General features: G+C 66.5%; 25 protein-coding genes. 14 read left to right on the top strand and 11 right to left on the bottom strand.

The window, feature by feature from the left end; genetic code table 11:
- Positions 1-8: 8 nt before the first annotated feature.
- From AB4Z16_RS15835 to AB4Z16_RS15855, 5 genes are all read left to right on the top strand, one after another.
- Positions 9-560 (top strand): thermonuclease family protein, encoded by a 552-nt coding sequence (locus AB4Z16_RS15835; RefSeq protein WP_441512317.1) that lies wholly within the window; start codon positions 9-11, stop codon positions 558-560.
- Between the two features lie 120 nt (positions 561-680).
- Positions 681-1,292, top strand: a complete 612-nt coding sequence (locus AB4Z16_RS15840) for a glutathione S-transferase family protein (protein ID WP_441512318.1) — start codon at positions 681-683, stop codon at positions 1,290-1,292.
- Positions 1,292-1,759 (top strand): hypothetical protein, encoded by a 468-nt coding sequence (locus AB4Z16_RS15845; protein ID WP_441512319.1) that lies wholly within the window; start codon positions 1,292-1,294, stop codon positions 1,757-1,759. The genes AB4Z16_RS15840 and AB4Z16_RS15845 overlap by 1 nt, the downstream gene beginning before the upstream one ends.
- Positions 1,759-2,226 carry a hypothetical protein gene (locus tag AB4Z16_RS15850; RefSeq protein ID WP_441512320.1) on the top strand — a complete coding sequence of 156 codons (468 nt, stop codon included), beginning with the start codon at positions 1,759-1,761 and terminating at the stop codon, positions 2,224-2,226. The genes AB4Z16_RS15845 and AB4Z16_RS15850 overlap by 1 nt, the downstream gene beginning before the upstream one ends.
- On the top strand, positions 2,223-2,894 hold the full coding sequence (locus AB4Z16_RS15855) for a uracil-DNA glycosylase family protein (RefSeq protein WP_441512321.1): 672 nt from the start codon (positions 2,223-2,225) through the stop codon (positions 2,892-2,894). The genes AB4Z16_RS15850 and AB4Z16_RS15855 overlap by 4 nt, the downstream gene beginning before the upstream one ends.
- A 26-nt stretch (positions 2,895-2,920) precedes the next feature.
- On the opposite strand, the gene AB4Z16_RS15860 is transcribed toward AB4Z16_RS15855, so the two are convergent.
- From AB4Z16_RS15860 to AB4Z16_RS15870, 3 genes are all read right to left on the bottom strand, one after another.
- Positions 2,921-3,304, bottom strand: coding sequence for a porin family protein (locus AB4Z16_RS15860; RefSeq protein ID WP_441512322.1), 384 nt, complete (start codon positions 3,302-3,304; stop codon positions 2,921-2,923).
- A gap of 163 nt (positions 3,305-3,467) precedes the next feature.
- The gene (locus AB4Z16_RS15865) at positions 3,468-4,562 is read right to left on the bottom strand and encodes a TRAP transporter substrate-binding protein (RefSeq protein ID WP_441512323.1); all 1,095 of its coding nucleotides are present in this window, start codon (positions 4,560-4,562) and stop codon (positions 3,468-3,470) included.
- A 238-nt stretch (positions 4,563-4,800) separates the two neighbouring features.
- The gene (locus AB4Z16_RS15870; protein WP_441512324.1) at positions 4,801-5,886 is read right to left on the bottom strand and encodes a TRAP transporter substrate-binding protein; all 1,086 of its coding nucleotides are present in this window, start codon (positions 5,884-5,886) and stop codon (positions 4,801-4,803) included.
- A gap of 188 nt (positions 5,887-6,074) precedes the next feature.
- On the opposite strand from AB4Z16_RS15870, the gene AB4Z16_RS15875 reads away from it, so the two are divergent.
- The 3 genes from AB4Z16_RS15875 to AB4Z16_RS15885 are packed head-to-tail and all read left to right on the top strand — an operon-like array spanning position 6,075 to position 8,433.
- Complete coding sequence (locus AB4Z16_RS15875) at positions 6,075-6,587, top strand: GNAT family N-acetyltransferase (protein WP_441512325.1); 513 nt, start codon at positions 6,075-6,077, stop codon at positions 6,585-6,587.
- 23 nt (positions 6,588-6,610) lie between these two features.
- Positions 6,611-7,663 (top strand): agmatinase, encoded by a 1,053-nt coding sequence (speB, locus tag AB4Z16_RS15880; RefSeq protein ID WP_441512326.1) that lies wholly within the window; start codon positions 6,611-6,613, stop codon positions 7,661-7,663.
- Complete coding sequence (locus AB4Z16_RS15885) at positions 7,660-8,433, top strand: hypothetical protein (protein ID WP_441512327.1); 774 nt, start codon at positions 7,660-7,662, stop codon at positions 8,431-8,433. Before speB ends, AB4Z16_RS15885 begins: the two co-directional genes overlap by 4 nt.
- 37 nt (positions 8,434-8,470) lie before the next feature.
- Here the strand turns inward: AB4Z16_RS15885 and AB4Z16_RS15890 are convergent, their stop codons facing one another.
- Complete coding sequence (locus AB4Z16_RS15890; RefSeq protein ID WP_441512328.1) at positions 8,471-9,145, bottom strand: spermidine synthase; 675 nt, start codon at positions 9,143-9,145, stop codon at positions 8,471-8,473.
- Positions 9,146-9,323: 178 nt separating this feature from the next.
- Between AB4Z16_RS15890 and AB4Z16_RS15895 the strand changes: the two genes are divergently transcribed.
- The 4 genes from AB4Z16_RS15895 to AB4Z16_RS15910 all read left to right on the top strand — a co-directional run bounded on the left by AB4Z16_RS15895 (position 9,324) and on the right by AB4Z16_RS15910 (position 13,023).
- The gene (locus AB4Z16_RS15895) at positions 9,324-10,526 is read left to right on the top strand and encodes an MFS transporter (RefSeq protein ID WP_441512329.1); all 1,203 of its coding nucleotides are present in this window, start codon (positions 9,324-9,326) and stop codon (positions 10,524-10,526) included.
- A 207-nt stretch (positions 10,527-10,733) separates the two neighbouring features.
- Positions 10,734-11,507, top strand: a complete 774-nt coding sequence (locus tag AB4Z16_RS15900) for a transporter substrate-binding domain-containing protein (RefSeq protein WP_441512330.1) — start codon at positions 10,734-10,736, stop codon at positions 11,505-11,507.
- A 74-nt stretch (positions 11,508-11,581) separates the two neighbouring features.
- Entirely contained in the window at positions 11,582-12,310 is a 729-nt protein-coding gene (locus tag AB4Z16_RS15905; protein WP_441512331.1) for an ABC transporter permease, read from the top strand.
- The gene (locus tag AB4Z16_RS15910; protein ID WP_441512332.1) at positions 12,307-13,023 is read left to right on the top strand and encodes an ABC transporter permease; all 717 of its coding nucleotides are present in this window, start codon (positions 12,307-12,309) and stop codon (positions 13,021-13,023) included. Before AB4Z16_RS15905 ends, AB4Z16_RS15910 begins: the two co-directional genes overlap by 4 nt.
- 18 nt (positions 13,024-13,041) lie before the next feature.
- Here the strand turns inward: AB4Z16_RS15910 and map are convergent, their stop codons facing one another.
- A complete protein-coding gene (gene map / locus AB4Z16_RS15915; RefSeq protein WP_441512333.1) occupies positions 13,042-13,794 on the bottom strand; it encodes a type I methionyl aminopeptidase in 753 nt (250 codons plus the stop codon).
- Positions 13,795-13,928: 134 nt separating this feature from the next.
- Here map and AB4Z16_RS15920 point away from each other — a divergent pair, with 134 nt between their 5' ends.
- Positions 13,929-14,795 (top strand): NAD(P)-dependent oxidoreductase, encoded by an 867-nt coding sequence (locus tag AB4Z16_RS15920; RefSeq protein ID WP_441512334.1) that lies wholly within the window; start codon positions 13,929-13,931, stop codon positions 14,793-14,795.
- A gap of 51 nt (positions 14,796-14,846) precedes the next feature.
- Here AB4Z16_RS15920 and AB4Z16_RS15925 read toward each other — a convergent pair whose 3' ends face one another.
- Together AB4Z16_RS15925 and solA are read right to left on the bottom strand one after the other, a co-directional pair.
- Positions 14,847-15,764: a DMT family transporter gene (locus AB4Z16_RS15925; protein ID WP_441512335.1), complete on the bottom strand. Its 918-nt coding sequence runs from the start codon at positions 15,762-15,764 to the stop codon at positions 14,847-14,849.
- Between the two features lie 22 nt (positions 15,765-15,786).
- Positions 15,787-16,926 carry an N-methyl-L-tryptophan oxidase gene (gene solA / locus AB4Z16_RS15930; protein ID WP_441512336.1) on the bottom strand — a complete coding sequence of 380 codons (1,140 nt, stop codon included), beginning with the start codon at positions 16,924-16,926 and terminating at the stop codon, positions 15,787-15,789.
- A gap of 233 nt (positions 16,927-17,159) precedes the next feature.
- Between solA and AB4Z16_RS15935 the strand changes: the two genes are divergently transcribed.
- Complete coding sequence (locus tag AB4Z16_RS15935; protein WP_441512337.1) at positions 17,160-18,857, top strand: methyl-accepting chemotaxis protein; 1,698 nt, start codon at positions 17,160-17,162, stop codon at positions 18,855-18,857.
- 46 nt (positions 18,858-18,903) lie between these two features.
- Here AB4Z16_RS15935 and AB4Z16_RS15940 read toward each other — a convergent pair whose 3' ends face one another.
- The 4 genes from AB4Z16_RS15940 to moaA all read right to left on the bottom strand — a co-directional run bounded on the left by AB4Z16_RS15940 (position 18,904) and on the right by moaA (position 22,830).
- Entirely contained in the window at positions 18,904-19,668 is a 765-nt protein-coding gene (locus AB4Z16_RS15940) for a hypothetical protein (protein ID WP_441512338.1), read from the bottom strand.
- A 10-nt stretch (positions 19,669-19,678) separates the two neighbouring features.
- Positions 19,679-21,148: a hypothetical protein gene (locus tag AB4Z16_RS15945; RefSeq protein ID WP_441512339.1), complete on the bottom strand. Its 1,470-nt coding sequence runs from the start codon at positions 21,146-21,148 to the stop codon at positions 19,679-19,681.
- Entirely contained in the window at positions 21,138-21,731 is a 594-nt protein-coding gene (locus AB4Z16_RS15950) for a hypothetical protein (RefSeq protein ID WP_441512340.1), read from the bottom strand. The genes AB4Z16_RS15945 and AB4Z16_RS15950 overlap by 11 nt, the downstream gene beginning before the upstream one ends.
- Positions 21,732-21,816: 85 nt before the next feature.
- Positions 21,817-22,830, bottom strand: coding sequence for a GTP 3',8-cyclase MoaA (moaA, locus tag AB4Z16_RS15955; protein WP_441512558.1), 1,014 nt, complete (start codon positions 22,828-22,830; stop codon positions 21,817-21,819).
- Positions 22,831-22,833: the final 3 nt, after the last annotated feature.

Genomic DNA, 22,833 nt, shown 5'->3' on the forward strand with positions numbered 1-22,833 from the left:
TCTTCCTGATGGCTCCCTTCGGATTTAGCAGCTCTCGTTCCGGCCCCTTCGGCTGGCGCCGTGTCGGCCGCGTCACGGATTTCGCCGTGGCGCTCGGCTTTCTCGGCTTTTTGGCGCTCGCTGGTGCGATCCTGCAATACCGCCTCGGCCCCGCCCGGACGCTGGTCGGAGCGGCGCAGGCGATCGATGGCGATTCGCTGAGGCTGCTCGGCGAGGAGCTGCGGCTGGAGGGGATCGACGCCCCCGAATATCGCCAGAGCTGCACCGACCGGGCCGGCCGGCAGGTTGCCTGCGGGCGCGAGGCGCGGCGTGCCTTGCAGGCCATGCTGGCCGGGGGGATGGCGACCTGCGAGATCGGCAAGGTCGATCGCTACGGCCGCGGGCTGGCCCGCTGCCGGGTCGGCGAGGAGGACGTCAATGCCCGCATGGTCCGCGACGGCCAAGCGGTGTCCTATGGTGCTTATCGGGCCCAGGAGGAGGAGGCGCGGGCCGCGCGGCGCGGACTCTGGGCGCTGCAGTTCGAGCGGCCCGAGGCCTGGCGTCGCGCCCATCCGCGCTGAGCCCGGGCCCTCCCGGCCGGATGCGGCATCGCCCGCCTTGCTGGCGTCACGAAACCGCAGCATGTGGTTGACCTTCCGGCGCGGGCCGTGATCCGGTGCACCGGAGACGGAGAACATCTGATGAAGCTCTACGATGGCGGGCGGGCGCCAAATCCGCGGCGGGTCCGCATCTTCTTCGCGGAAAAGGGCGTGGCGCTGCCGGATCTGGTGGCGATCGACATCGCCAAGAAGGAGCATCGGACCGAAGCCTTCGCCCGGATCAACCCGGCGCAGCGCCTGCCGGTGCTCGAACTCGACGATGGCACCGCGCTTGCCGAGACCATCGCGATCTGCCGCTACATCGAGGCGCTTCATCCCCAGCCGGCGCTGTTCGGCCGCGATCCGAAGGAGCAGGCGACCATCGAGATGTGGAACCGGCGGATCGAGCTCGGGCTGTTCGCCAGCGTTGCCGCCGTCTTCCGCCACAGCCATCCGTCCATGGCAGAGCTTGAGGACCAGGTCCCCGAATGGGCGGAGGCCAATCGGGACCACGTGGACGACCATCTCTGGCTGCTGGAATTGCAGCTTGCCGGCAACGCCTTCGTCTGCGGCGAAGCCCTCTCCGTGGCGGATATTACCGCTGGCATCGCCATCGACTTCATGAAGCCCTCACGCATTCCGCTCGCCGAGGACTTCGTCCATATCCGCCGCTGGCACGATCAGCTGTCGACGCGCCCGAGCTGGAAGGCGTGATGCGCCGGTTGTTCCCGTTCCTGTTGGCTCTGCTGGTTCCGGTCACCGCGGCGCAGGCGGTCGAACGCCTGAGCGGGGAGGCGATCGAACGCGCCTTTCGCGGCAACACGGTGTCCGGGCGCTACACCAATGGCGGCTTCTTCACCGAGTATCACGATCCGAACGGGCAGGCGCTCGGCCATAATGGCTGGCAACCCAATACCGATGCCTGCTGGATCACCAAGCCGGACCGCATCTGCTACTATTACGGCCCGCCGAGCGATCGCACGGTGCATTGCTTCACCGTCGAGATGAGCGGCGACCTCTACGTGCTGCGCAACGTCGGCAACGGCATGGTCAATGCGCTGGCCAAGGTCGAACTCGGCAATCCGCGCAACCATACCGACAACGGCACGCCCTGGTATTGCGACGGTTTGATCTCGCGCGCCCCGGCGCCGCCGATGAGCCGGAAGCTGGCGCAACGCTGATGCGACGGTGCTCGGGCATCGCGGTCGCGGTCCTTGGGCTTCTCGCCGCGACCGGTGCCGGCGCGGCCGAGCGGCTGAACGGTGAGCAGATCCGGCGGCTGTTCGAAGGCAACACCGTCTCCGGTGTCTATACCGGCACCAACCTGCCCTTCAGCGAGTTTCACCATCCCGACGGTCGCGCGAGCGGTCACAACCGCGGCGTGTCGAACAAGGATGCCTGCTGGACGACGACCGCGGACGCGGTTTGCTACTACTACGGTCCGCAGGAAACGCGCCGGACCTATTGTTTCACCATCGAGGTCAGCGGCGATCTCTATGTCATCCGCAACCGTCCGAGCGGCCGCATCAACGGTCTCGCCCGGATCGAGAAAGGCGATCCGCACGACTATGCGGCGAAGCAGCCCGCTTGGGTCTGCGATGGGCTAATCTCGCAGGCTCCCGGACGTTCCAGGCTGGCAAGGCGATGAGCGCGCCGGAAACGCTCGACGAGGTGCTGGCGGAACTGCGGGCCTGCCGGATTTGCCGTGACGCGCCGCTCTACCTGCCGCCGTTGCCGCACCAGCCGCGCCCGGTGATCCAGGCTTCCGCGACGGCGCGGCTCTGCATCGCCGGGCAGGCCCCAGGCACGCGCGTTCATGCCAGCGGCCGCCCGTTCACCGACCCTTCCGGCGTGAGGTTGCGGAGCTGGCTCGGCATCGACGAGGCGGCGTTCTACGACGCCGCCAAGGTCGCCATCGTGCCGATGGGGCATTGCTTTCCGGGGCTGGACGCGAAGGGCGGAGACAAGCCGCCGAGGCGGGAATGCGCGCCGGCCTGGCGCGGACGGGTCTTCGCGGCACTGCCGCGGATCGAGCTTGTGCTCGCGATCGGGCGCTATGCCCAGGGCTGGCATCTGGGTGCAAAGGAGGCCGCCAATCTCTCGGGGACGGTGTCGAACTGGCGTGAGATCCTGGCCCGGCCGGTGCATCCGCGCGTGCTGCCGCTGCCGCACCCGTCCTGGCGCAACAACGCCTGGCTCAAGCGCAATCCCTGGTTCGAGCGAGAGTTGGTTCCCGTGCTTCAGGCGGAGGTCGCGCGGCTACTGAAGCCTCAGGGCGAGAGCGTCCTTGAGAGCAGCGGACACCGGCTCGCGTGACGACAACGCGGTAGAAAATAAAGAGATCAGTAGCGGAACGGCCCGGAATCCAGGCCGCGATCGACCCCGCCGCGAACGCTGAGGACCGAGCGGACAGGCCCGAGGGCGGTCTGGCCACGGCTTTCGAGATAGGCCATCCCGTCCGCGCGGCTGCCATAACCGTTGCGCGAGCTCTTCCCGAATTCGGCGCGGACCGAGCCGCCGGCCCGGACGCAGAGGGAGGAGCCTTCGAGGCGGACGAAGCCGGCGCCGTATTCGGGGCAGGGGCGGGCGCCCTTGCTGGCCGCGGGGGCGGGTTTGCTGAAGGATTCGCGAGGAGCGGCGCGCCCCGGCAAGGGCTCGCCGAGCGATTGCGCTGTGGCAGCGGTCGCAAGGCAGGTCAGGAGCAGGGCGAGGACGGTGCGGGGCATGGCGATTTCCGAGCGACGATGCCTGCTAACCCTAAAGCAAGGCACGGCTATGGCATCCCGTCTAGCATGGCGCGCGCTGCCGCGGGAGTGGCTTGGCGCAATGCGATGAAAAACCCCGGCTTGCGCCGGGGCAAGTGTCGCTCGCGCTGGAAGCTCCGTTGGGTCAGAGCAGGTTCGAAACGCGCGAGCGGATCAGGAAGTTGTCGTAGGTGTATTCCGCGATCTGGAACCACAGATATTGGTCGCCGCGGAAGGCCGACATCGAATCGTAGATCTTCTTGAAGTCCGGATTCTTGGCGCTGGTTTCCGCGTAGACTTCCTTCGATGCCTTCAGGCAGGCTTCGAGGATCTCCTGCGAAAACGGGCGCAGTTGCGCGCCGGCGGCGACAAGGCGCTTGAGCGCGGCCGGATTGCGGGCGTCGTACTTCGCCTGCATGTCGATATTCGCCTGGGCGGCGGCTGTCGTGAGCAGCGACTTGTAGACCTTCGGCAGTTCGTTCCACTTCGCCGTGTTGATGAAGAAGTGGAGCGAGGCTCCGCCCTCCCACCAGCCGGGATAGTAGTAATAGGGCGCAACCTTGTTGAAGCCGAGCTTCTCGTCATCGGCGGGGCCGACCCACTCCGCCGCGTCGATGGTTCCCTTCTCCAGCGCCGGGTAGATATCCCCGCCGCCGATCTGTTGCGGCACGACGCCGAGCTTGCTCATCACCTGCCCGGCAAAGCCCCCGATGCGCATCTTCACGCCCTGCAGGTCGGCGGCGGTCTTGATCTCCTTGCGGAACCACCCACCCATCTGGCAGCCGGTATTGCCACCGGGCAGGGCGTAGATGTTCGCCTTCTTGTAGAACTCGTTCAGCAAATCCATACCGCCGCCATGGTAAAACCAGGCGTTCTGCTGGCGGGAATTGAGTCCGAACGGCACGGCCGTGCCGAAGGCGAAGGTCGGGTCTTTTCCGACATAGTAGTAGGAGGCGGTGTGGCACATCTCGACGGTGCCGTTCGTCACGGCATCCGCCGCCTGCAGAGCCGGCACGATCTCGCCAGCTGCGAAAACCTGAATTTGAAAATTGCCGTCAGTCGCTTCTGAAACGGCCTTGGCCAGAACTTCCGAGGCGCCGTAGATCGTATCGAGCGATTTCGGGAAGGACGAGGTGATCCGCCATTTGATCTCCGGCATCGGCTGCGCAATGGCCGGGCTCGCGATAGTTCCCGCAGCTGCCCCGATTGCTGCGGTCTTCAGGAATAGACGACGCTTCATCCAGTTTGCTCTCCCTCAGAGGCATGCACGCCGGTTTTCCGGTCGTTGCTGACGCACGCCAGCAAAGCAGGTCTGGTTGTCGGCGCAAGATGTATTTGCATGGCAATCATGCAATTTCGTCATGGATTGCGGGGCAGGGCCGATAATCCGCAATGGATCGCTCGCCGCGGCAACCAGCCAAATAAAAAAGGCCCGGCGTGATGCCGGGCCTTCGAAACAACGATTTGGCGTCCGCCGTTCAGCGTGCGCGCGTGCGCACCTGGAAGACGTCGAAGCTCAGCTCCGCCACCTGCCACCAGAGATACTGGTCGGAACGGAACGCGGCCATGGTCTCGATCGCCTTCTTGAAGTCCGGGTTCTTCGCCGAAATTTCGGAATAGAGCTCGTTCGAGGCCTTGAGGCTCGCTTCCAGCACGTCCTGCGGGAAGGGGCGCAGCTGCGTGCCGGCCGCAACCAGTCGCTTCAGCGCCGGCGGATTCACGACATCATAGCGTGCCGCCATCTGGGTGTTCGCATAGGTGCAGGCGGCGGTGAGCGCGGCCTGATAGGTCTTCGGCAGCGAGTTCCACTTCTCGAGGTTCACGAAGGCGTGGACGGTCGGTCCACCCTCCCAGAAGCCCGGATAGTAATAGTACGGCGCGACCTTGGCGAAGCCGAGCTTCTCGTCGTCATAGGGACCGACCCACTCGGCGCCGTCGATGGTGCCCTTCTCGAGCGCCGGGTAGATGTCGCCGCCGCCGAGCTGCTGCGGCACGACGCCGAGCTTCTGCAGCACCGAGCCGGCGATGCCGCCGATGCGCATCTTCAGGCCTTGGAGATCGGTGGTCGACTTGATTTCCTTGCGGAACCAGCCGCCCATCTGCGCGCCGGTATTGCCGCAGGGAAGGCCGTAGGCGTTGAACTTCTTGTAGAATTCGTTGAACAGCTCGTTGCCGCCATGCTGGAACAGCCAGGCGTTCTGCATGCGGGCGTTGAGGCCGAACGGCACCGAGGCGGGGATCGCGAAGGTCGGATCCTTGCCGACATAGTAATACGAGACGGTGTGGCACATCTCGACGGTGTTGTTCGTGACGGCGTCGAGAGCCTGCAGGGCCGGGACGATTTCGCCGGCGGCGAAGACCTGGATCTGGAACTTTCCGTCGGTCAGCTCGGAGACCATCTTGGCCATGATCTCGGCGCCGGCATAGATCGTATCGAGCGACTTCGGGAAGCTCGAGGCCAGGCGCCACTTCACCTCGGGATTGGACTGCGCAACCGCAGGCATGGCCACAGCGCTGGCCGCGGCGCCGGCAGCCGCGGTCTGAATAAACTGACGACGCTTCATCTAGCGATTCTCCTCGGACATTCAGGGGGTGCGGGCGTTTCGAAAGGGGTTCTGTCGCCCGACGTTCCGAAACGCGTTGTAGCGAATGGATTTTCGAAGCGCGAGGGATTTCATCGACGATTCTTGCGACTTTCGGCTAGTTCCGATGCATCTCTTGGCTCGCTCCCGCGGCGATGCTTAAAGCGGCCATGATCGAGACTGAAAACCTGCGGCTGCGCCGCCCTGAGATCGATGATCTCGATGCGATCCACGCGATGCGCAGCGACCCGGATGTCGTTCGCTACCTCGGCGGCCGGGCGCTCAGCCGGGAGGAGGCCTGGCATCGGTTGACCCGCATCGCCGGCCATTGGGCTCTGCGCGGATACGGCATGTTTGTGGCGGTCGAGAGACACAGCAGCGCCTTCGTCGGCGAGATCGGCCTGTTCGACGGTTGCCGTGGGCTGTCCCCGCAGTTCGACAATGCCCCCGAGGCCGGTTGGATTTTGGCCGCAGAGGCTCACGGCAAGGGCTATGCAAGCGAAGCGGCGGCTGCCGCTCACGGCTGGTTTGCGGCGACCCATGGCGCACGGCGCAGCGTCTGCATCATCGCGCCCGAGAACGTTGCTTCCCTACGCGTCGCGCAAAAGCTCGGCTACAAGGGCTTCGGACAGGTCGAATATCAGGACCACACGGTGCTGATGCTCGAGCGCATTCCGGGCTGAGGCAAGTCCGCGAGGAGGCAGGCATGGATCAGGACAGGCTCAACCGGCTCAGGCAGCGCTATGCCGGCGCCAGCGGCGGCGACATTCACGATCCGCGCTTCGCCAAGGTCGCGGCAGGCCAGTTCACCGGCGACAGGCGCAAATGGCCCTTCGCCGATGTCGCGACCTTCGTCGGTGCGCCCTATCGCCCGGACGCCCTCGCCAAGCCCGATATCGGCGGCCTCGATGTCGCGATCATCGGCGTGCCGATGGATCTGGGCGTGACCAACCGGGCCGGCGCCCGCCTCGGCCCGCGCGCTGTCCGTGCCATCGAGCGGATGGGCCCCATGGATCATGCGCTCGGCACGGCGCCCTTCACCATGATCAAGGCCGCCGATGTCGGTGACGTGCCGTTCCGTTCGCGCTATTCGCTCGAAAGCTGCCATGAGGATATAGAGGCGACCTTCCGGACGATCGTCGAGGCCGGCGTCTCGCCGCTGGCGGTGGGCGGCGATCACTCCATCACCTATTCGATCCTCAAGGCCGTGGGAGCGAAGCGCCCGGTCGGCATGGTGCATATCGACGCCCATTGCGACACGTCCGGCCCCTATGAGGGCTCGAAGTTCCATCATGGCGGCCCGTTTCGCCAGGCGGTGCTGGATGGCGTGCTCGACCCCGAGCGCGTGATCCAGATCGGCATCCGCGGCGGCGCCGAATATCTGTGGGAGTTCTCCTACGAGTCCGGCATGACCGTGATCCATGCCAATGAAGTCGACGATCTCGGTCTTGATGCGGTGATCGCCAAGGCGTTGGCCGTGATCGGCGACGGGCCGACCTATGTCTCCTTCGATGTCGACTCGCTCGACCCCGGTTTTGCGCCCGGCACCGGCACGCCCGAAGTTGGCGGCTTGACGCCGCGCGAGGCACTGGCGATTTTGCGCGCGCTCAAGGGGCGCGACATCGTGGCGGCTGATGTCGTCGAGGTCGCGCCGCAATACGATGCGACCAGCAACACGGCGCAATGCGCGGCGCAGGTTCTCTTCACCGAGCTCTGCCTTCTGGCTGAGGCTCGCGCCGCAGGAAAAGGAAGACCATGACGAGGTTCGGTTCGATCGCACGGCTCGCCGCCCTGGGCGGGGCCTGTCTCCTGGGGTTCGCAGCGCGCGCCGAGGTGCCGCAGAACGGATCGGCCTATATGGACGCCGCCGCCGCGTCGGTCGAGACGATGATGAAGGCGTCGGAGAGCCAGCCGAGCCTGCCGCGCCTGGCCGATCCCGTCGAAGGCAAGGTGCTGGCTGACGTCTGGGACGAGCAGGCCATCCTCGGCAAGAAGCCCTATACGGGCGCCGATATCCCGGCGTTGCTGAACATCGTCCAGAAGCAGACGAGAATCCTGCAGGCCTATACCCTGTTCTCGGCCGACCGGAAGCCGCCGGACACGGCCAAGAACGTCGCCGAGTACCAAGACGAGTTGACGCGGACCCATGTCTTCCTGCTGAAGGCTGTCGCCGCGTCGCTGCAGGCGATCAACAATTTCGGCGCGCATCTGCAGGCCGACGAGAAGACCGATGCTCGCTTTCAGGGCATCCGGCAAATGCGCCTAGGCCTGCAGCAGATCGTCACCGGAGCGGCGCTGGCGCTGCGCAATCCGGCGTTGAAGCCTCAGAATCAGCTCTTGATCGCACGCATCCTTGCCGAGAACGCGGCCGATATCGCCGCTGGCATCGCGCCCCCGGATCGGCAGGCGCTGATCGCGTCTTTGCAGGCGGCTCAGCCCGTCCTGAAGCCGGATGCGCAGAAGGCGGTTGGCGAATTCATCCAGACCGTTTCGGCGGCGCCCTGCGACGGGCTCTGCCGGCTCAACTGAGGAGATCGGCCGGTATCCCGGCCGTTCTTCGGTATCGCTAGCGCCGCGCCGCCAGCCAGATCACATGCCGCGCCCCGCCGCCCGTGCGGCGGGCGCGTGCCGTGATCTCCTCGGTGGCGAAGCCTGCGCTGCGCAGGCGCCGGGTGAAGCCGTGGTCCGGGCCCGATGACCAGATTGCGAGGATGCCGCCCGGCCGCAGCGCCTCCTTGGCGGCGTGCAACCCTCCTGCCGCATAGAGCCGGTCATTGCCGGCGACTGTCAGCCCTTCCGGCCCATTGTCGACATCGAGCAGGATCGCGTCGTAGCGGCCCCTGGCGTTGGTGATGACGCCGGCCACGTCGGCAACGGTCAGTTGGGTGCGCGGATCGTCCAGGCAGCCGGCGAAGACCGCCGCCATCGGCCCGCGCGCCCAGTCGACGACGGCGGGGATCAGTTCGGCCACCTCGACCTCTGCATCCGGCGGCAGATGGGTGAGGGCGGCCCGTAATGTGAATCCCATCCCGAGTCCGCCGATCAGCATTCGGATTCCGGGGCGCTGGCCCAGCCGCTCGCAGACCAGCTTCGCCAGCGCCTCCTCCGAGCCGCTGAGACGGCTGTTCATCAGCTCGTTGCTGCCCAGCATGATCGAGAACTCGCTGCCCCGCTGCTTGAGGCGCAGATCTCCGCTGCCATCGGGCAGGGGCGCGCTGTCGAGGACCGTCCAGGGAATCACGTTGCTCTCACCTGTGTCTGAACCCGCCTTATAGCTGCGCGCGTCCGCAGCGTATCGGTCGGATTTCCATGCCCTCAGTGCATGGGGCCGCGTCGTTTTCGCTGCTGCTATGGCGTGTCGGAATGGCTATTCCATGTTGCGGCGCAGCATCGCGCGCCCATCCCTTCGAAAGCCACTTATGAGCCTTGCCGCGCATGATCGCAGCCTGAACGCAGGCACGTCCGCCATTCGCTCGACGCCGGTCGGGCTGGTGCTGTTCGCGCTCGCCATGGGCGGTTTCGCGATCGGCACGACCGAATTCGCGGCGATGAGCCTGCTGCCCTATTTCTCGGCCGGCCTCGGCATCGACGAACCCACGGCAGGGCATGTCATCAGCATCTATGCGCTGGGCGTCGTGGTCGGCGCGCCGCTGATTGCCGTGCTGGCGGCGCGGGTGCCGCGCCGTACGCTGCTGATCGGCCTGATGACCGTCTTCGCGATCGGCAACGACCTGAGTGCTATGGCGCCGAACTATCACTGGATGCTGGCCTTCCGCTTCCTCAGCGGCCTGCCGCACGGCGCCTACTTCGGCGTCGCGGCATTGGTCGCCGCTTCGCTCTCGCCGCCGAACCGGCGGGCGCAGTCGGTCGCGCGGGTCATGCTTGGCCTGACGATCGCGACGATTCTCGGCGTTCCCGCCGCGAGCTGGATGGGGCAGGTCCTGGGCTGGCGCTCTGGCTTCGCCATCGTCGCGGGGCTGGCCCTGCTGACGGTCCTGCTGATCGGGCTCTATGCGCCGCGCGACAGGGTGCAACCGGGCGCGAGCCCGCTGCGGGAGCTCGGCGCGCTGAAGCGTCGGCAGGTCTGGCTCACGCTCGCCACCGGCGCGATCGGTTTCGGCGGACTCTTCGCGGTCTACGCCTATCTCGCCTCGACCCTGATGGCGGTGACCGGTGCTTCGCCCGCGCTTGTGCCGGTCGTGCTCGCCGTCTTCGGGCTTGGACTGACACTCGGCACGCTCTTCGCCGGCTGGGCGGCAGACCGGGCGCTGGTTCCGGCAACTGCCGGCCTCTTGCTCTGGAGCGCTTTCTGGCTCGCGGCTTTCCCCTTCGCTTCCGGCAATATCTGGGCGGTGTCGCTGGTCGTCTTCATGATCGGCAGCGGCGGCGGTCTCGGTGCCATGCTGCAGACGCGCCTGATGGATGTCGCCGAGGACGCGCAGACGCTGGCCGCCGCGCTCAACCACAGCGCCTTCAACACCGCCAATGCGCTCGGCCCTTGGCTCGGCGGCATGGCGATCGCTGCTGGCTATGGCTGGACCTCGACCGGCTGGGTCGGTGCGGCGCTTGCGCTGGGCGGCCTTGCGATCTGGATCGTGGCGGTCATCGACGCTCGTCGCTGAAACGCGCGGCCCGTCGGGCCTCCCGCACAACGCCAGTCTTCTCCTTTGGCAGTATTGACCTCGTTGCCAGCCCTTTGGGCGGTGCCGGCCGTCAAAAGCTGCGGGGCACCCTCTTGCGGGTAAGGCGAAACTGCGCCCAATCTGTCGCAGCGGGGTCGGACCGGGGACAAGGGTAAATCCGGCGGCCTCGAAACTGCGGGAGGTTTCATGAAGGGTTTCGTTCGTTTCGTCGCTGCTGCGGCGCTGACGCTGGCTGGTGCGACAGGCGCTCTCGCCCAGGCCAAGGAGTGGAAGGAGATTCGGATCGGCACCGAAGGCGCCTATCCGCCCTACAACAATCTGAACGCCAAGAAGGAGCTCGAGGGCTTCGAGATCGATTACGGCAACCTGCTCTGCGAGAAGATGAAGGTGAAATGCACCTGGGTGGTGCAGGATTGGGATGGCATCATCCCGGCGCTGCTCGCCAACAAGTATGACGTCATCTTCGCCGGCATGAACGCCACCGACGAGCGCAAGAAGCGGGTCGACTTCACCGCGGTCTACAGCAAGACGCCGATCTGGGCGATCGGGCCGAAGAGCACCAAGTCGGACGACATCTCGCCGGCCGCGCTCAAGGGCAAGTCGGTCGGCACCCAGGGCTCGACCATTCACGCCAACTATCTCGAGAAGTTCTACAAGGACTCCGACATTCGCCTCTACCCGACGCAGGAAGAAGCGAATCTCGACCTGCTCAACGGCCGTCTCGACTACATCGTCGCCGACGCGCTCGCGCTGTCCGACTTCCTTCGGGGCAAGGGCAAGGATTGCTGCCGCAAGATCGCCGAGGTGAAGCGCGACGACGCCATCCATGGCCCCGGCGTCGGCGGCGCCGTGCGCAAGTCGGACCCGGAGCTCAAGGAGAAGATCAGCAAGGCCATCGCCGAGACCATGGCCGACGGCTCGCACAAGAAGCTCGAGGACAAGTGGTTCAAATACGACTGAGCCGGCTGTCCTGAACCGTTCCCGCCGGCCCGGCTGGGCCGGCGGGCATAAGCTTCTCCTGCCCCGGCATCTTCATGCTCGATAAATTCGCGCTGCTCGGCTTCGGCCCCGAAGGCTGGGGCTGGGCCCTGCTGCAGGGCGCCGCCGTCACGATCTCGATCGCGCTGGCGACGCTGCCTTTCGGCCTTGCGCTGGGGCTGATCGTCGCGCTCGGCAAGCGCTCCGACAACGCGCTGCTGCGCTGGATCTCCACGCTCTACACCACCGTCTTTCGCGGCGTGCCCGAGCTGCTCACGCTCTACATCATCTATTTCGGCATCCAGATCCTGCTTCAGCAGCTCTGGCAGAGCCTCGGCCTGCCCGGTTCCTTCAGCATGCCCCCCTTTGTTGCGGGCATGGTCGCGCTCGGCGTCGTGCTCTCGGCTTTCTCCAGCGAGGTCTGGGTCGGTGCGCTGAACTCGATCCAGAAGGGCCAGCGCGAGGCTGCCGCGGCGCTCGGCTTGAGCAAGGGCCAGGCCTTCCGGCTTGTCGTGCTGCCGCAGCTTGTCCGTGTGGCGCTGCCCGGCCTCGGCAACAACTGGATGGTGCTGCTCAAGGAGACTTCGCTGGTCTCGGTCATCACCCTGCCGGACATCATGTTCATCACGACCCGCGCCAATGTCGTGACCAAGGAACCCTTCCTGTTCTTCGGCGCGGCGATGATGATCTACCTCTTCTTCTCGCTTATCTCTGCCCGGACGATCGACGGGCTGGAAAGGCGCGCCAATCGCGGCTTTGCGGCCTTCGGGGGCGCGACGCGATGAACTGGTGCGAATACCCCGGCTGGTTCGTCGGTAGCGAAGTCCTGCAGAACTACGGCTGCCGGATGGCGTCCGGCCTCTGGATCACGGTCGAGCTGGTCTTCTTCTCGGTGCTGCTCGGCTTCGTCATGGCTTTCGGCCTTGCGGTCGCGAGGCTTTACGGGGCGCCCTGGATCGGCAAGCTGGTGAGCGGCTACACCACCTTCTTTCGGGGCACGCCGCTGCTCTGCCAGCTTTTCCTCGTCTATTACGGCCTCGGTCAGTTCCGGCTGTTCTGGCAGGATGTCGGCCTGTGGTGGTTCTTTCGCGACCCGTTCTATTGCGCGCTTCTCACCTTCACGATCAACACGGCCGCCTATCAGGCCGAGATCCTGCGCGGCGCGATCCAATCCATCCCGCGCGGGCAGTTCGAGGGGGCGCTCTCGCTCGGCCTGCACCGCTGGGCGACGCTGCGTCTCGTAATCATGCCGCAGGCGATGATCCTGGCGCTGCGTCCGCTCGGCAACGAGCTGATCGTGATGATCAAGGCGAGCGCCATCGCCTCGCTGGTCACGCTCTTCGACCTCATGGGCGCGACGCGGCTCGCCTTCGCCCGCTCCTTCGACCTGTCGATCTATCTCTATGCGGCGCTGATCTATCTTGTGCTGGTAGAGATCATCCGGCGCGTCTGGGACAGGGTCGAATTGCGGCTCAGCCGGCATCTCTCGCTACGCTGAGCCGGCCGTAGCCTGGCTTCAGCCCGGCAGGGTCAGGACGACGGCGCCGCGCGGTGTCGCGACCACGGTGTGCTCGTACTGGACGGTTGGCGCGCGGGGATCGCTGTAGAGCGTCCAGCGATCGCCATCCCCTTGTTCCGCCCAGTCCGCGCCCAGCGAGAGGAACGGCTCGACGGTGAAGACGAGCCCGTTCGTCATGGTCCGGCGTTCGCGCCGGTCGGGCCAGGTCGCAATCTCCGTCGGCTCCTCGTGCAGCGAGCGGCCGACGCCGTGGCTCGCCAGGTTGCGCACGAGCGTATAGCCGTTCTTGTCCGCGAAGCGCCCCACGGCTTGGCCGATGCCGGCGAGCGGCTTGCCGGCGCCGACCTGTCCGATGCCGGCCCATAGCGCGCGCCGGCCGTCGCGGCACAGCCGCTCGACCTTCGGCTTGACCGGCGGCACGGCGAACGAGGCTCCGGTATCGCCGAAGAAGCCGTCCTTCTCCGCCGAGACGTCGATATTGACGAGATCGCCCGCGAGGATGCGCCGCTCGCCGGGAATGCCGTGGGCGATCTCCTCGTTGACACTGATGCAGGTCGCGCCAGGGAAGCCGTAGGCCAGTTCGGGGGCCGGGCATGCGCCGTGCCGCTCGAGGAAATCGCGCCCGATCGCGTCGAGTTCCGCAGTGGTCATGCCGGGCTCCAGAGCCTTGCCCATGGCTGCAAGCGCGCGAGCCACGATGCCGCCGATCTCCTTGAGGGCCTGCAATTCGTCGTCGTTCGATATGGTCATGGACCGCAGCTAAGCCGCCAGTCTCCCGGCTGCAACGGAAAATGCCGCATGGAGGGCTGGCGCGCATCCGTCTTCCCGGACCGGCAACGGCGCGCTAAAGCGTTTCAGTCTTCAAAAAGGAGCGGGAGCTGCTCATGGCCAAAGTCGCGTTCATCGGTCTCGGCGTGATGGGATATCCCATGGCGGGCCATCTCAAGGCCAAGGGCCATGAGGTCACCGTCTACAACCGCAACCCGACGAAGGCGCAGGCCTGGGTCGCCCAGCATGGCGGCTTGTCCGCAGCGACACCGGCCGATGCTGCGAAAGGTCAGGAGATCGTCTTCGCCTGCGTCGGCAACGATGACGATTTGCGCTCGGTGACGACAGGAGAGGACGGCGCCTTCGCGGGCATGGAGAAGGGGGCTGTTTTCGTCGACCACACCACCGCCTCGGCCAATGTCGCGCGGGAGCTCTACGAGGCGTCAAAGCTTGGCGGCTTCGGCTTCGTCGACGCGCCCGTCTCGGGCGGCCAGGCTGGCGCCGAGAACGGCGTTCTGACCGTGATGTGCGGCGGCGAGCCTGAGACCTACGCCCGCGTCGAACCGGTCATCGCGAGCTTTGCCCGGATGTGCCGCCTGATGGGCCCGGCCGGCTCCGGCCAGCTCACCAAGATGGTCAACCAGATCTGCATCGCCGGCCTGGTCCAGGGCCTGTCCGAGGGCGTGCATTTCGCCAAGCGCGCCGGGCTCGACGTCGAGACCATGCTGGAGGTGATTTCCAAGGGCGCCGCCGGCTCCTGGCAGATGGAGAACCGCGGCAAGACGATGAACCAGAACAAGTTCGATTTCGGCTTCGCCGTGGACTGGATGCGCAAGGACCTCGGCATCGTCCTCGACGAGGCCCGCCGCAATGGCGCACAGCTGCCGGTCACCGCGCTGGTCGATCAGTTCTACGCCGAGGTGCAGAAGATGGGCGGCAATCGCTGGGACACCTCCAGCCTGATCGCTCGCCTGGAACCGTAAAGCGGCGCTGACACCGGAAACCTGAGACGGGCCCTCGCGGCCCGTCCACCGTCAGGCGGCCTCTTTCGAAGGATCGGGGCGGCGGTCGAGCTTCAGCCGGGAATCCGGTCGCACGCGCTGCCGGTGCATCGCGTAGAGCCCGCTGCCGACGATCAGCCCGATGCCGAGGAAGGCGAAGAGATCGGGCACGTCGCCCCAGACGAAATAGCCGAGCAGTGTCGCGAAGACGATGACGGCGTAGCGGTACTGCGAGATCACGCCGACATCGGTGCGGCGGAACGCGCTGATGATGAAGAAGGTGCCGACTGTGACCAGAACGGCAGCCAGGGCGACATAGACGGTCTCGAGCCGCCAGACCGGCAGCCATTGCTCGGTCAGGCCGTAGGCGAGGGCGGCGACGCCGACGAGGACCGTCGTGGTGAGCGAAACGACTGTCGAGGGCACGTCATCGCCGATGGTGCGGGTCGCGAGATCGCGGCAGGCGACGAGGAAGGTGCTGAACAGGGCGACGAGCGCCGCGGAATTGAAGGAGGCCGCGCCCGGCTTCACCACGAACAGCACGCCGATGAAGCCGACGGTCAGCGCCGTCGTCCGCCGCCAGCCGACGCGTTCCATCCCCAGCACCACCGCAAGCGCGACGATGAGCAGTGGCGAGGCCATGTTGATCGCGGTGATGTTGGCCAGCGGCAGCAGCCCGAGCGACCAGCCGAAAGTCAGCGCGCTGAGGGCCTCGAGGACCCCGCGCAGCAGCACGCGCGGCCTGAAGGTCATGGCGAGGCGGTCGCTCTCGCGGGCGAGGAAGACAAGCCCGAAGCCGACGACGATCGCGAAAGCCGTCCTCAGCGCGATGGCTTGACCGGCCGGGTAGGTCTGGCGCGCCAGCTTCATCAGCGTGTCGTTGAGGACGAAGAGCGACATGGCCGCGAGCATGAAGATGATGCCGCGGCGATTTTCGGCTGCGCTGGCCAAAGGGGTATCCTGCCGGAAAGGCTCAGGCCGCGAAGCGGGAAAGCGAGAAGGGAGAGAGGTCGAAGGGTGAATGGCCGGTGGTCGACAGATCGGCGAGGATTTCGCCGATAGCGCTGGCGAATTTGAAGCCATGGCCGGAGCAGGCCGAAGCGAAGACGGCCTGCGGCACGCCCGGCACCGTGTCGATGATGAAATCCTCGTCCGGTGAAACCGTGTAGACGCAGCCCTTGACCGTCAAGGGCTCGCCCGCCGCATCGGGAAGGTAGCGCGCGAGGCACTCCCGAATGAGGCTGACCTGGTTCTCGCTCGGAGTCCTGTCCGGCTCGCGCGGATCCATCGGCTCGCGCCCGAAATGCGGCCCGCCGAGCTTGAAGCCGGGGTGCTCATAGAGCGGGAAGCCGTAGAAGTTGCCTTCCTCGACGCTGAGAATGAACACGGGGAAGGCGCCTTCGCGGAAAAGCTCGGGGCGGCGCGTGGTGAACCAGCCGATCGCCTGCTTCACGGTGGTGACCCGCTGCGACAGCGCCGGCACCGCATCCGCGATCCAGCCGCCCGAGGTGATGACGAGGCGACCGGCGGAATAGGTTCCACGCTCGGTGCGCACGATGACGCCGCCTTGCGCGGTCGGCGTCCAGTCCAGCAGCGGTTCGTTGGTGCGGATGTCGGCGCCGCGCGATTGCGCCAGGCCGACATGGGCATAGATCGCCTTCTCGGAGGCGACGAAGCCGCCATCCGGCTGCCACAGGCCGATATGCCCTGCCGGCAGCTGGAAGCCGGGAAAGCGCCGCATCACCTCGGCCCCCTCCAGAACCTCATGCGTCAGCCCGTGGTCGAGGCAGGATTGCAACGAGGATTCGACAGGTCCGCCGCCCTTCGGCGCGAGATCGAGCGAGCCGGTGACATGCAGCAGCTTGAGTCCCGCCTGCTTGCCGGTCTCGGCCCAGAGCTCATGCGCCCTGCGCACGATCGGGACGTAGTGCGAGCCTTCGAAATAGGCGAGCCGGATGATCCGGGTCAGGCCGTGGGAGGAGCCCATGGCGTGGCCGAGGTCGAACCGCTCGAGCCCCAGCACCTTGAGACCGCGCTGGGCGAGGTGCCAGCAAGCCGCCGACCCCATGGCGCCGACCCCCGCGACGATGACGTCATAGCTGTGCTGGCTCATGGCTCGTGCCCGTCAGATGCGGAAGGCCAAGCCATACAGGCGCCTGGGAAGACGGTCCAATGCTTCTGCGGCACAGGCGCCGTGCAGCCGTCGAGGAAGCTTTTTGTTAACCCTCGCCACCCATAACCGATTCAGGGCTGACCTTAGGTGAGACTGGGCTGGGGATGCAGGGCAGGATACGACGCTGGCTGAGCGCCCGAACTCCAGCTGGCAGCGAGGCTTCACCGGAGCCGATGACGGCCGAGACGGCAGAGGCGTCGGCTCCACAGATCGCCCCCCGCGACCTCTCCCTCCGCGATGCGGTTGATGATATCGAGCGCGATATCCTGTTCGCGATGGATCGGCTCACGAAGGAATTGGGCGAGGTCGAGAAGCTGTCGGCCGATTCCGAAAGCGGCTCGCGCACCATTCTGGAGAGCGCCGGCAGCATGCGTATGGCCGTTGGCGCCGCGAGCGAGAACGCTTCGGTCCTTGCGGCGGCGTCGCAGCAGGTTTCGCAGTCGGCCGAGCAGGTCGACAGCGCCATGGCCAGCGTTCGCGACCGGCTCGACGCTGCCGTCGCGCGCGCCGGCCAGGCCACCTTGATGCTTGATGGGCTCGCCGAGGCGACCGGCGAGATCCGCGGCATCGTCGATTCCATTGCCGAGATCGCCCGCCAGACCAATCTGCTGGCGCTCAATGCGGCCATCGAGGCGGCCCGTGCCGGCGAGGCCGGGCGCGGGTTCGGTGTCGTCGCGCATGAGGTGAAGACGCTCTCCATCGCGGTGAGCGAGGCCGTCGAGCACATCCGCAGCAGGGTCGATCGGCTCACCCACGCAGCGCAGAGCTCGACCGGCAGCGTCAACGAAGCGCTCCAGATCGTGCGGGACGTCAATCCACTCATGAGCACGATCAGCGAGGCCTCACAGGAGCAGGCGGCCTCGACGGCGGAATTGTCGCGCAATGCCCGGGAGGCGGCGCTTTTCGTCGAGGGCGTGGCACGCCGCGCCGATGAAATCGATCGCATCGCGCATGCCACGGTGGCCGAGAGTGAGCGGGTGCGCCGCGCCTCCGAAAAGGGCAGCCGGCTGGTCGGCCGCATGCTCCGGCGCTTCAAGCCGGTCCTGCGGCACTCTGCCTTTGCCGACAGGCGGCGCTTCGATCGCTTTCCGACCGCGCGCCGTGCCCGGCTGATGCTCGGCGGTATCGATCTGTCGAGCCGCATCGTCGATGTTGGCCGCGGCGGCGCGCTTCTCGCCGACGCGCAGTCTGCCCGGTTCGGCGGCGGCGTGGGCACGCTTACCATTGACGGTCTGCCGCCGCTTCCTTGCCGGATGGCAGGGCAAAGCGAGCAGGGATTGCACCTCGCTTTCGATCCGGACGCAGTCGCCGGCAGCGGTGCGCTGGCGCAGATGATCGAGGACATCGAGCGTTCCTATCGGCCGCTCATCGAGCGCGCCCAGGACTTTGCCCGCGAAGTGGCCGCGGTGATGGAAGCCGCGATCGAGAAGGGGCTTGTGGCGGAAGAAGACCTGTTCGAGGCGGATTACACGCCGGTTCCCGAGAGTGACCCGCTCCAATATCTGAGCCCGAGCCTGCCTGCGCTGGAAGCGCTCTTGCCGCCACTCCTGGAGAGGGCGCTGGCGAGCGATCCGCGTCTGGTCTTTGCCGTGCCGAGCGATCGCAACGGCTATGTGCCGGTGCATCACACCGAGACGTCCCTGATGCCGCGCAGCCATGATCCGGCCTGGAACGCGATTCATGCCCGCAACCGGCGCATTCTCGAGAGCCGTTCCGGCATCAGCGCGAGCCGCTCTGTGCGTCCGTTCATGGTCCAGCTCTGCCATCATGACTTCGGGAATGGCAGCAGCGAGGCGCTGAGCGAGATCAACGCGCCGCTGCGCGTGCGCGGGCGCCATTGGGGCGGCGTGCGGATGGCCTACAGGCTCTGAAACCCGCCACGCGCCGGCCCAAGCAGGGCAGGCGGCTTGGTCGAGGCTACAGCCTGTCCCAGGTCACCGCGATGTTGAGCTTCTGAAAGGCCTGCTTCCAGAGCGTGGCGGTCTGCTCCAGCCGGTTCGGGTCGTAGACGCCCTGAACCTGATGGATGCTGAGCGTCCACGTCTTCGCACCCGAATCCTGCCAGACTTTATCGAGCAAGCGCCGCAGCCGCTCCGGGTCGCGCGCGCCGGCGGCATTGCCGAAGACGGTGAACTGCCCGGAGTTCTGCAGCATGTCCGAGACGAGGACGAGCGAGCGGTCGCCATTCGGCACGCGGTTCTCGCGGCGCGACACCACGTCGCCGATGGCCTCGACGATCGGAGACTGGTTGCCCTTCGCCGGCTGTGTCAGCACGGTCAACGCATCGTCGAGCGGGCGGCCGAATTTCTCGACCCATTTCACATATTCGCGGCGCGGATTGCCGATCAGCTCGCTTGCGGTCTTGCCGGGGTTGCACAGCGAGATCAGGGCCGGGAAGCCGGGCTCGAAGACGTCGTTGAAGACGTAGATCGAGAGCATGCGCTCGGCCGGCAGCTCGTCGCCGATCTGCTTGACCAGCTTCTTCAGCCGTCCGGCCTGCACCTCGCTCCACGGATCGGTCTTGTCGACGAGGATCAGCGTATGGCCGACCGGGCCGGTCTTCGGGCACAGCGTCTCCTGGTCGCGCGGCGGGCCGCGCAGCAGGGAAGGGGCCGCGAAGAAGCCAACGAGCGCGACGCCCGCGAGCAGGGAGGCGACGATGGCCAGGTTCTCGGTCTTCATGCCCCGACCTTTAGCGTGGCATTGCGGCGAAATCCTCCGCCGCCTGCTTCTGGGCCGCCTCGTCGCGCTCGAAGGCTTCGCGCCCCGCCTGTGCCGCGCGCAGCTTCACCTGCTCGATCTCGCCGGCGAGATCGACGCCGCGCAGCAGCATCAGCCTGTCCTTGAGCTTCGCCTCGATAAGCCCCGGCATGCTGGTGAGCTGCTGCTCGAAATCCTCTATCTGCCGGCGCGCCGCGACAATTTCCGGCAGCTCGCCGGGCTGGTCGATCTCGGCGAGGTTGAGCGATTGCGAGAAATAGGCTGGCGGCAGATCGGTGCGGACCCGAAGATTTGCTTCGCGATATTGCATCATCGCCGCGTCCTTGGCCGCGCGCAGCTGGCCGAGGCGGGAGAGATAGAGGTCCCGCGCCTTCTCGACTGCCGCCTTCGTGCCCTGCAGCTTGCCGAGTTCGTCGCGGCAATCGGCGCGGAAGCCGTCGATCTGGGTACGGATCGCCTCCAGCTCCGGCAGCAACTCGCCATCGAGCCGGCGCCGCTCTTCCTCGACCGCGCTCCAGCGCTGGCGCCAGCGCTTATAGGCGGCGGCATGGCCAGGATAAGTGCCGAAGGCGGTATAGCCCTTCGTCGCCGCGACGAAGGCGACGAGGCAGCCGATGATGACCAGCGCGACCGATTTGATGTCATAGATCGCGAGGGGGTTTTCCATCACGCGCGGCATGACCTGGAACGAGCGCGCATCCGGATTGGCGATCAGCATCTCGCGGTAATGGCCGACCGCGAGGTTGAACAGCACGATGAGTGCGATCATCCCGGCATAGGCCGGCAGGGCCCAGAACAGATGCGAGCTCTTGACGTGCTGGCAGTAGCGCGCCGGGCCGATGCCCATGCAAAAGCCGAGCGCGATATTGAGCGCGGAGATGATGACGGCGGTGGCCGCGCCGCCGACCAGGCCGAAATCGCTGGCTTCGGCAAAGAAATTGCCGTTGAGCAGGCTCTCGATCACCAGCGGCACGACGAGGAAGAACAGGATGAACTGCCACTTGTCGAGCTTGGGGTCGGCGCGGCGCTTGTTCTCGTAGTTGAAGAACGCGTATTCGCGCTTGGCGCGGAGCGCGTCGTAGACGCGCTGCTCCAGCTCGCTGCCGTGCTTGTTGAGCATCGCCCGCATAGTCGCCTCGACACCGCGCACCCGTCCCTCGAAGCGTTGCTGCGTGAAGAGTTCCCGCCGGCTGACGATCTCGGCCTGGATGGCGTTGAGCCGCGCCGCTGCCTCCTGCCGCAGCATGGTGTGGTGTTCGCGCACCCGGGCGATCAGCGTCTGCTCGGTCTGCGACAGCATGGTCGCGTCGGCCGGGGGCAGGTTCTCGACTGCGTCGCTTGCGCCGTTGTGGCCGGCCCTGACCGCTTCAGCGAGATGGTGCGCCGTCATCGCCGGGGTGATGCCATGGGGCGAGGCCGTGCTGCCATTGTCATTCGCCATGGGCGGCTCGCGTCAGAAACTGGCGGGCATCGACGACATCGATCCAGAAATCGCGGAAGCCGGGATAGGCCGGGCGCAGATAGGCCCGCTCGAACCACATCGTCAGCGCGACAAGTCCCGCGCCGGCCAGCATCGGCAGGGTGCCGACGAGGGACAAGCCTGCGGAATCGAGCGCCGAAAGCCGCCAGCCGAGTCCCGCCAGCACCATCGTGCAGGCGATCACAAGCAGGGCGCGCACGCGGTGCCGCCCGGTGTCGTAGGCGAGCTGCAGTGCGGCGGTCATGAGTGTGATCGCGAAGGCCGCACAGAGTTCGAGCACGACCAGACCCGCCAGGGCGCCCACTATTCCGGCCCCGATCCAGGTCGCCGATGCCGGCGCGAGTGCAACGAAGACATTGCGCCCGCTGGACCAGCCGAGGAACAGGCAGAAGAGCAGGGTGGTCGCGACGAGGATGGCAAGAAGAGGCAGGAGCCGCCGCAGCCGCAGGGCCATAACGGCCAGACGCGCGGCGTGGGTCTGCCTCACGGCGTCAATGATTGCGCTTGCGGCCGCTCTCACGCGGCCTGCGATCGCCTTGAACATGACCCGCAGCAACTCCACCCGTCGCCTGACGGTGCCGGTATTCGCCCAGCCGGTCAAGCTGACGCGGCAATCGCCGTCCTGCCGATCAGCCGCCGGTGACGTTCATATGCCGGCCGACGGCGGGGCGCGCATGGCGCCGGTCGATGATGAAATCGTGACCCTTGGGCTTGCGGGCGATGGCCTCGTCCATGGCGCGGTAGAGCAGGGCGTCGTCAGGGGAGGAGCGGACGGCGGCGCGCAGATCGGCGGCGTCCTCCTGGCCGAGGCACATATAGAGCGTGCCGGTGCAGGTCAGCCGCACGCGGTTGCAGCTCTCGCAGAAATTATGGGTGAGCGGCGTGATGAAGCCGACCAGTCCACCGGTCTCCTTGACGCGGACATAGCGCGCCGGCCCGCCCGTCCGGTAGGGGTCGTCGACCAGCGAGTACTTGTCCATCAGCCGCCCGCGCACCACCGAGAGCGGGAGATACTGGTCGATGCGGCCGACCTCGATCTCGCCCATCGGCATGACCTCGATCAGCGTGAGGTCCATGCCGAGGCCGTGCGACCAGAGCATCAGCTCTTCGATCTCGTCGTCGTTGACGCCCTTCAGCGCCACAGCGTTGATCTTGACGCGCATGCCGGCCTTGCGGGCCGCCTCGATGCCGGCGAGCACGACCTTGAGATCGCCCCGGCGGGTGATCTCGCGGAACTTGTCGGCGTCGAGCGTGTCGAGCGAGACGTTGATGCGGCGCACGCCATAGCCGGCGAGCTCATCGGCATAGCGCGAGAGCAACGAACCGTTGGTCGTCAGCGTCAGCTCGTCCAGCGCGCCTGAGGCGAGGTGGCGCGAGAGCGAGCGGAACAGGCTCATGATGTCCCGGCGCACCAGCGGCTCGCCGCCGGTGAGTCGCAGCTTGCGCGTGCCGCGGCTGACGAAGGCGGTCGCGATCCGGTCGAGCTCTTCCAGCGTCAGCAGCTCCTTCCGGGGGAGGAACTGCATGTTCTCGGCCATGCAGTAGACGCAGCGGAAATCGCAGCGATCCGTCACCGAGATGCGCAGATAGGATATTTTCCGGCCGAACGGATCGACCAGCGGCGACCGCGTCAGCGGCTTCATGTC

It is taken from the genome of Allobosea sp. TAF32, from assembly GCF_052113585.1.
Classification (GTDB): domain Bacteria; phylum Pseudomonadota; class Alphaproteobacteria; order Rhizobiales; family Beijerinckiaceae; genus Allobosea.

Coding starts and splice junctions, on each gene's coding strand:
- AB4Z16_RS15835 (WP_441512317.1), top strand. CDS start 9: ATGGCTCCCTTCGGATTTAGCAGCTCTCGTTCCGGCCCCTTCGGCTGG.
- AB4Z16_RS15840 (WP_441512318.1), top strand. CDS start 681: ATGAAGCTCTACGATGGCGGGCGGGCGCCAAATCCGCGGCGGGTCCGC.
- AB4Z16_RS15845 (WP_441512319.1), top strand. CDS start 1,292: ATGCGCCGGTTGTTCCCGTTCCTGTTGGCTCTGCTGGTTCCGGTCACC.
- AB4Z16_RS15850 (WP_441512320.1), top strand. CDS start 1,759: ATGCGACGGTGCTCGGGCATCGCGGTCGCGGTCCTTGGGCTTCTCGCC.
- AB4Z16_RS15855 (WP_441512321.1), top strand. CDS start 2,223: ATGAGCGCGCCGGAAACGCTCGACGAGGTGCTGGCGGAACTGCGGGCC.
- AB4Z16_RS15860 (WP_441512322.1), bottom strand. CDS start 3,304: ATGCCCCGCACCGTCCTCGCCCTGCTCCTGACCTGCCTTGCGACCGCT.
- AB4Z16_RS15865 (WP_441512323.1), bottom strand. CDS start 4,562: ATGAAGCGTCGTCTATTCCTGAAGACCGCAGCAATCGGGGCAGCTGCG.
- AB4Z16_RS15870 (WP_441512324.1), bottom strand. CDS start 5,886: ATGAAGCGTCGTCAGTTTATTCAGACCGCGGCTGCCGGCGCCGCGGCC.
- AB4Z16_RS15875 (WP_441512325.1), top strand. CDS start 6,075: ATGATCGAGACTGAAAACCTGCGGCTGCGCCGCCCTGAGATCGATGAT.
- speB (WP_441512326.1), top strand. CDS start 6,611: ATGGATCAGGACAGGCTCAACCGGCTCAGGCAGCGCTATGCCGGCGCC.
- AB4Z16_RS15885 (WP_441512327.1), top strand. CDS start 7,660: ATGACGAGGTTCGGTTCGATCGCACGGCTCGCCGCCCTGGGCGGGGCC.
- AB4Z16_RS15895 (WP_441512329.1), top strand. CDS start 9,324: ATGAGCCTTGCCGCGCATGATCGCAGCCTGAACGCAGGCACGTCCGCC.
- AB4Z16_RS15900 (WP_441512330.1), top strand. CDS start 10,734: ATGAAGGGTTTCGTTCGTTTCGTCGCTGCTGCGGCGCTGACGCTGGCT.
- AB4Z16_RS15905 (WP_441512331.1), top strand. CDS start 11,582: ATGCTCGATAAATTCGCGCTGCTCGGCTTCGGCCCCGAAGGCTGGGGC.
- AB4Z16_RS15910 (WP_441512332.1), top strand. CDS start 12,307: ATGAACTGGTGCGAATACCCCGGCTGGTTCGTCGGTAGCGAAGTCCTG.
- map (WP_441512333.1), bottom strand. CDS start 13,794: ATGACCATATCGAACGACGACGAATTGCAGGCCCTCAAGGAGATCGGC.
- AB4Z16_RS15920 (WP_441512334.1), top strand. CDS start 13,929: ATGGCCAAAGTCGCGTTCATCGGTCTCGGCGTGATGGGATATCCCATG.
- solA (WP_441512336.1), bottom strand. CDS start 16,926: ATGAGCCAGCACAGCTATGACGTCATCGTCGCGGGGGTCGGCGCCATG.
- AB4Z16_RS15935 (WP_441512337.1), top strand. CDS start 17,160: ATGACGGCCGAGACGGCAGAGGCGTCGGCTCCACAGATCGCCCCCCGC.
- AB4Z16_RS15940 (WP_441512338.1), bottom strand. CDS start 19,668: ATGAAGACCGAGAACCTGGCCATCGTCGCCTCCCTGCTCGCGGGCGTC.
- AB4Z16_RS15945 (WP_441512339.1), bottom strand. CDS start 21,148: ATGGCGAATGACAATGGCAGCACGGCCTCGCCCCATGGCATCACCCCG.
- AB4Z16_RS15950 (WP_441512340.1), bottom strand. CDS start 21,731: ATGTTCAAGGCGATCGCAGGCCGCGTGAGAGCGGCCGCAAGCGCAATC.
- moaA (WP_441512558.1), bottom strand. CDS start 22,830: ATGAAGCCGCTGACGCGGTCGCCGCTGGTCGATCCGTTCGGCCGGAAA.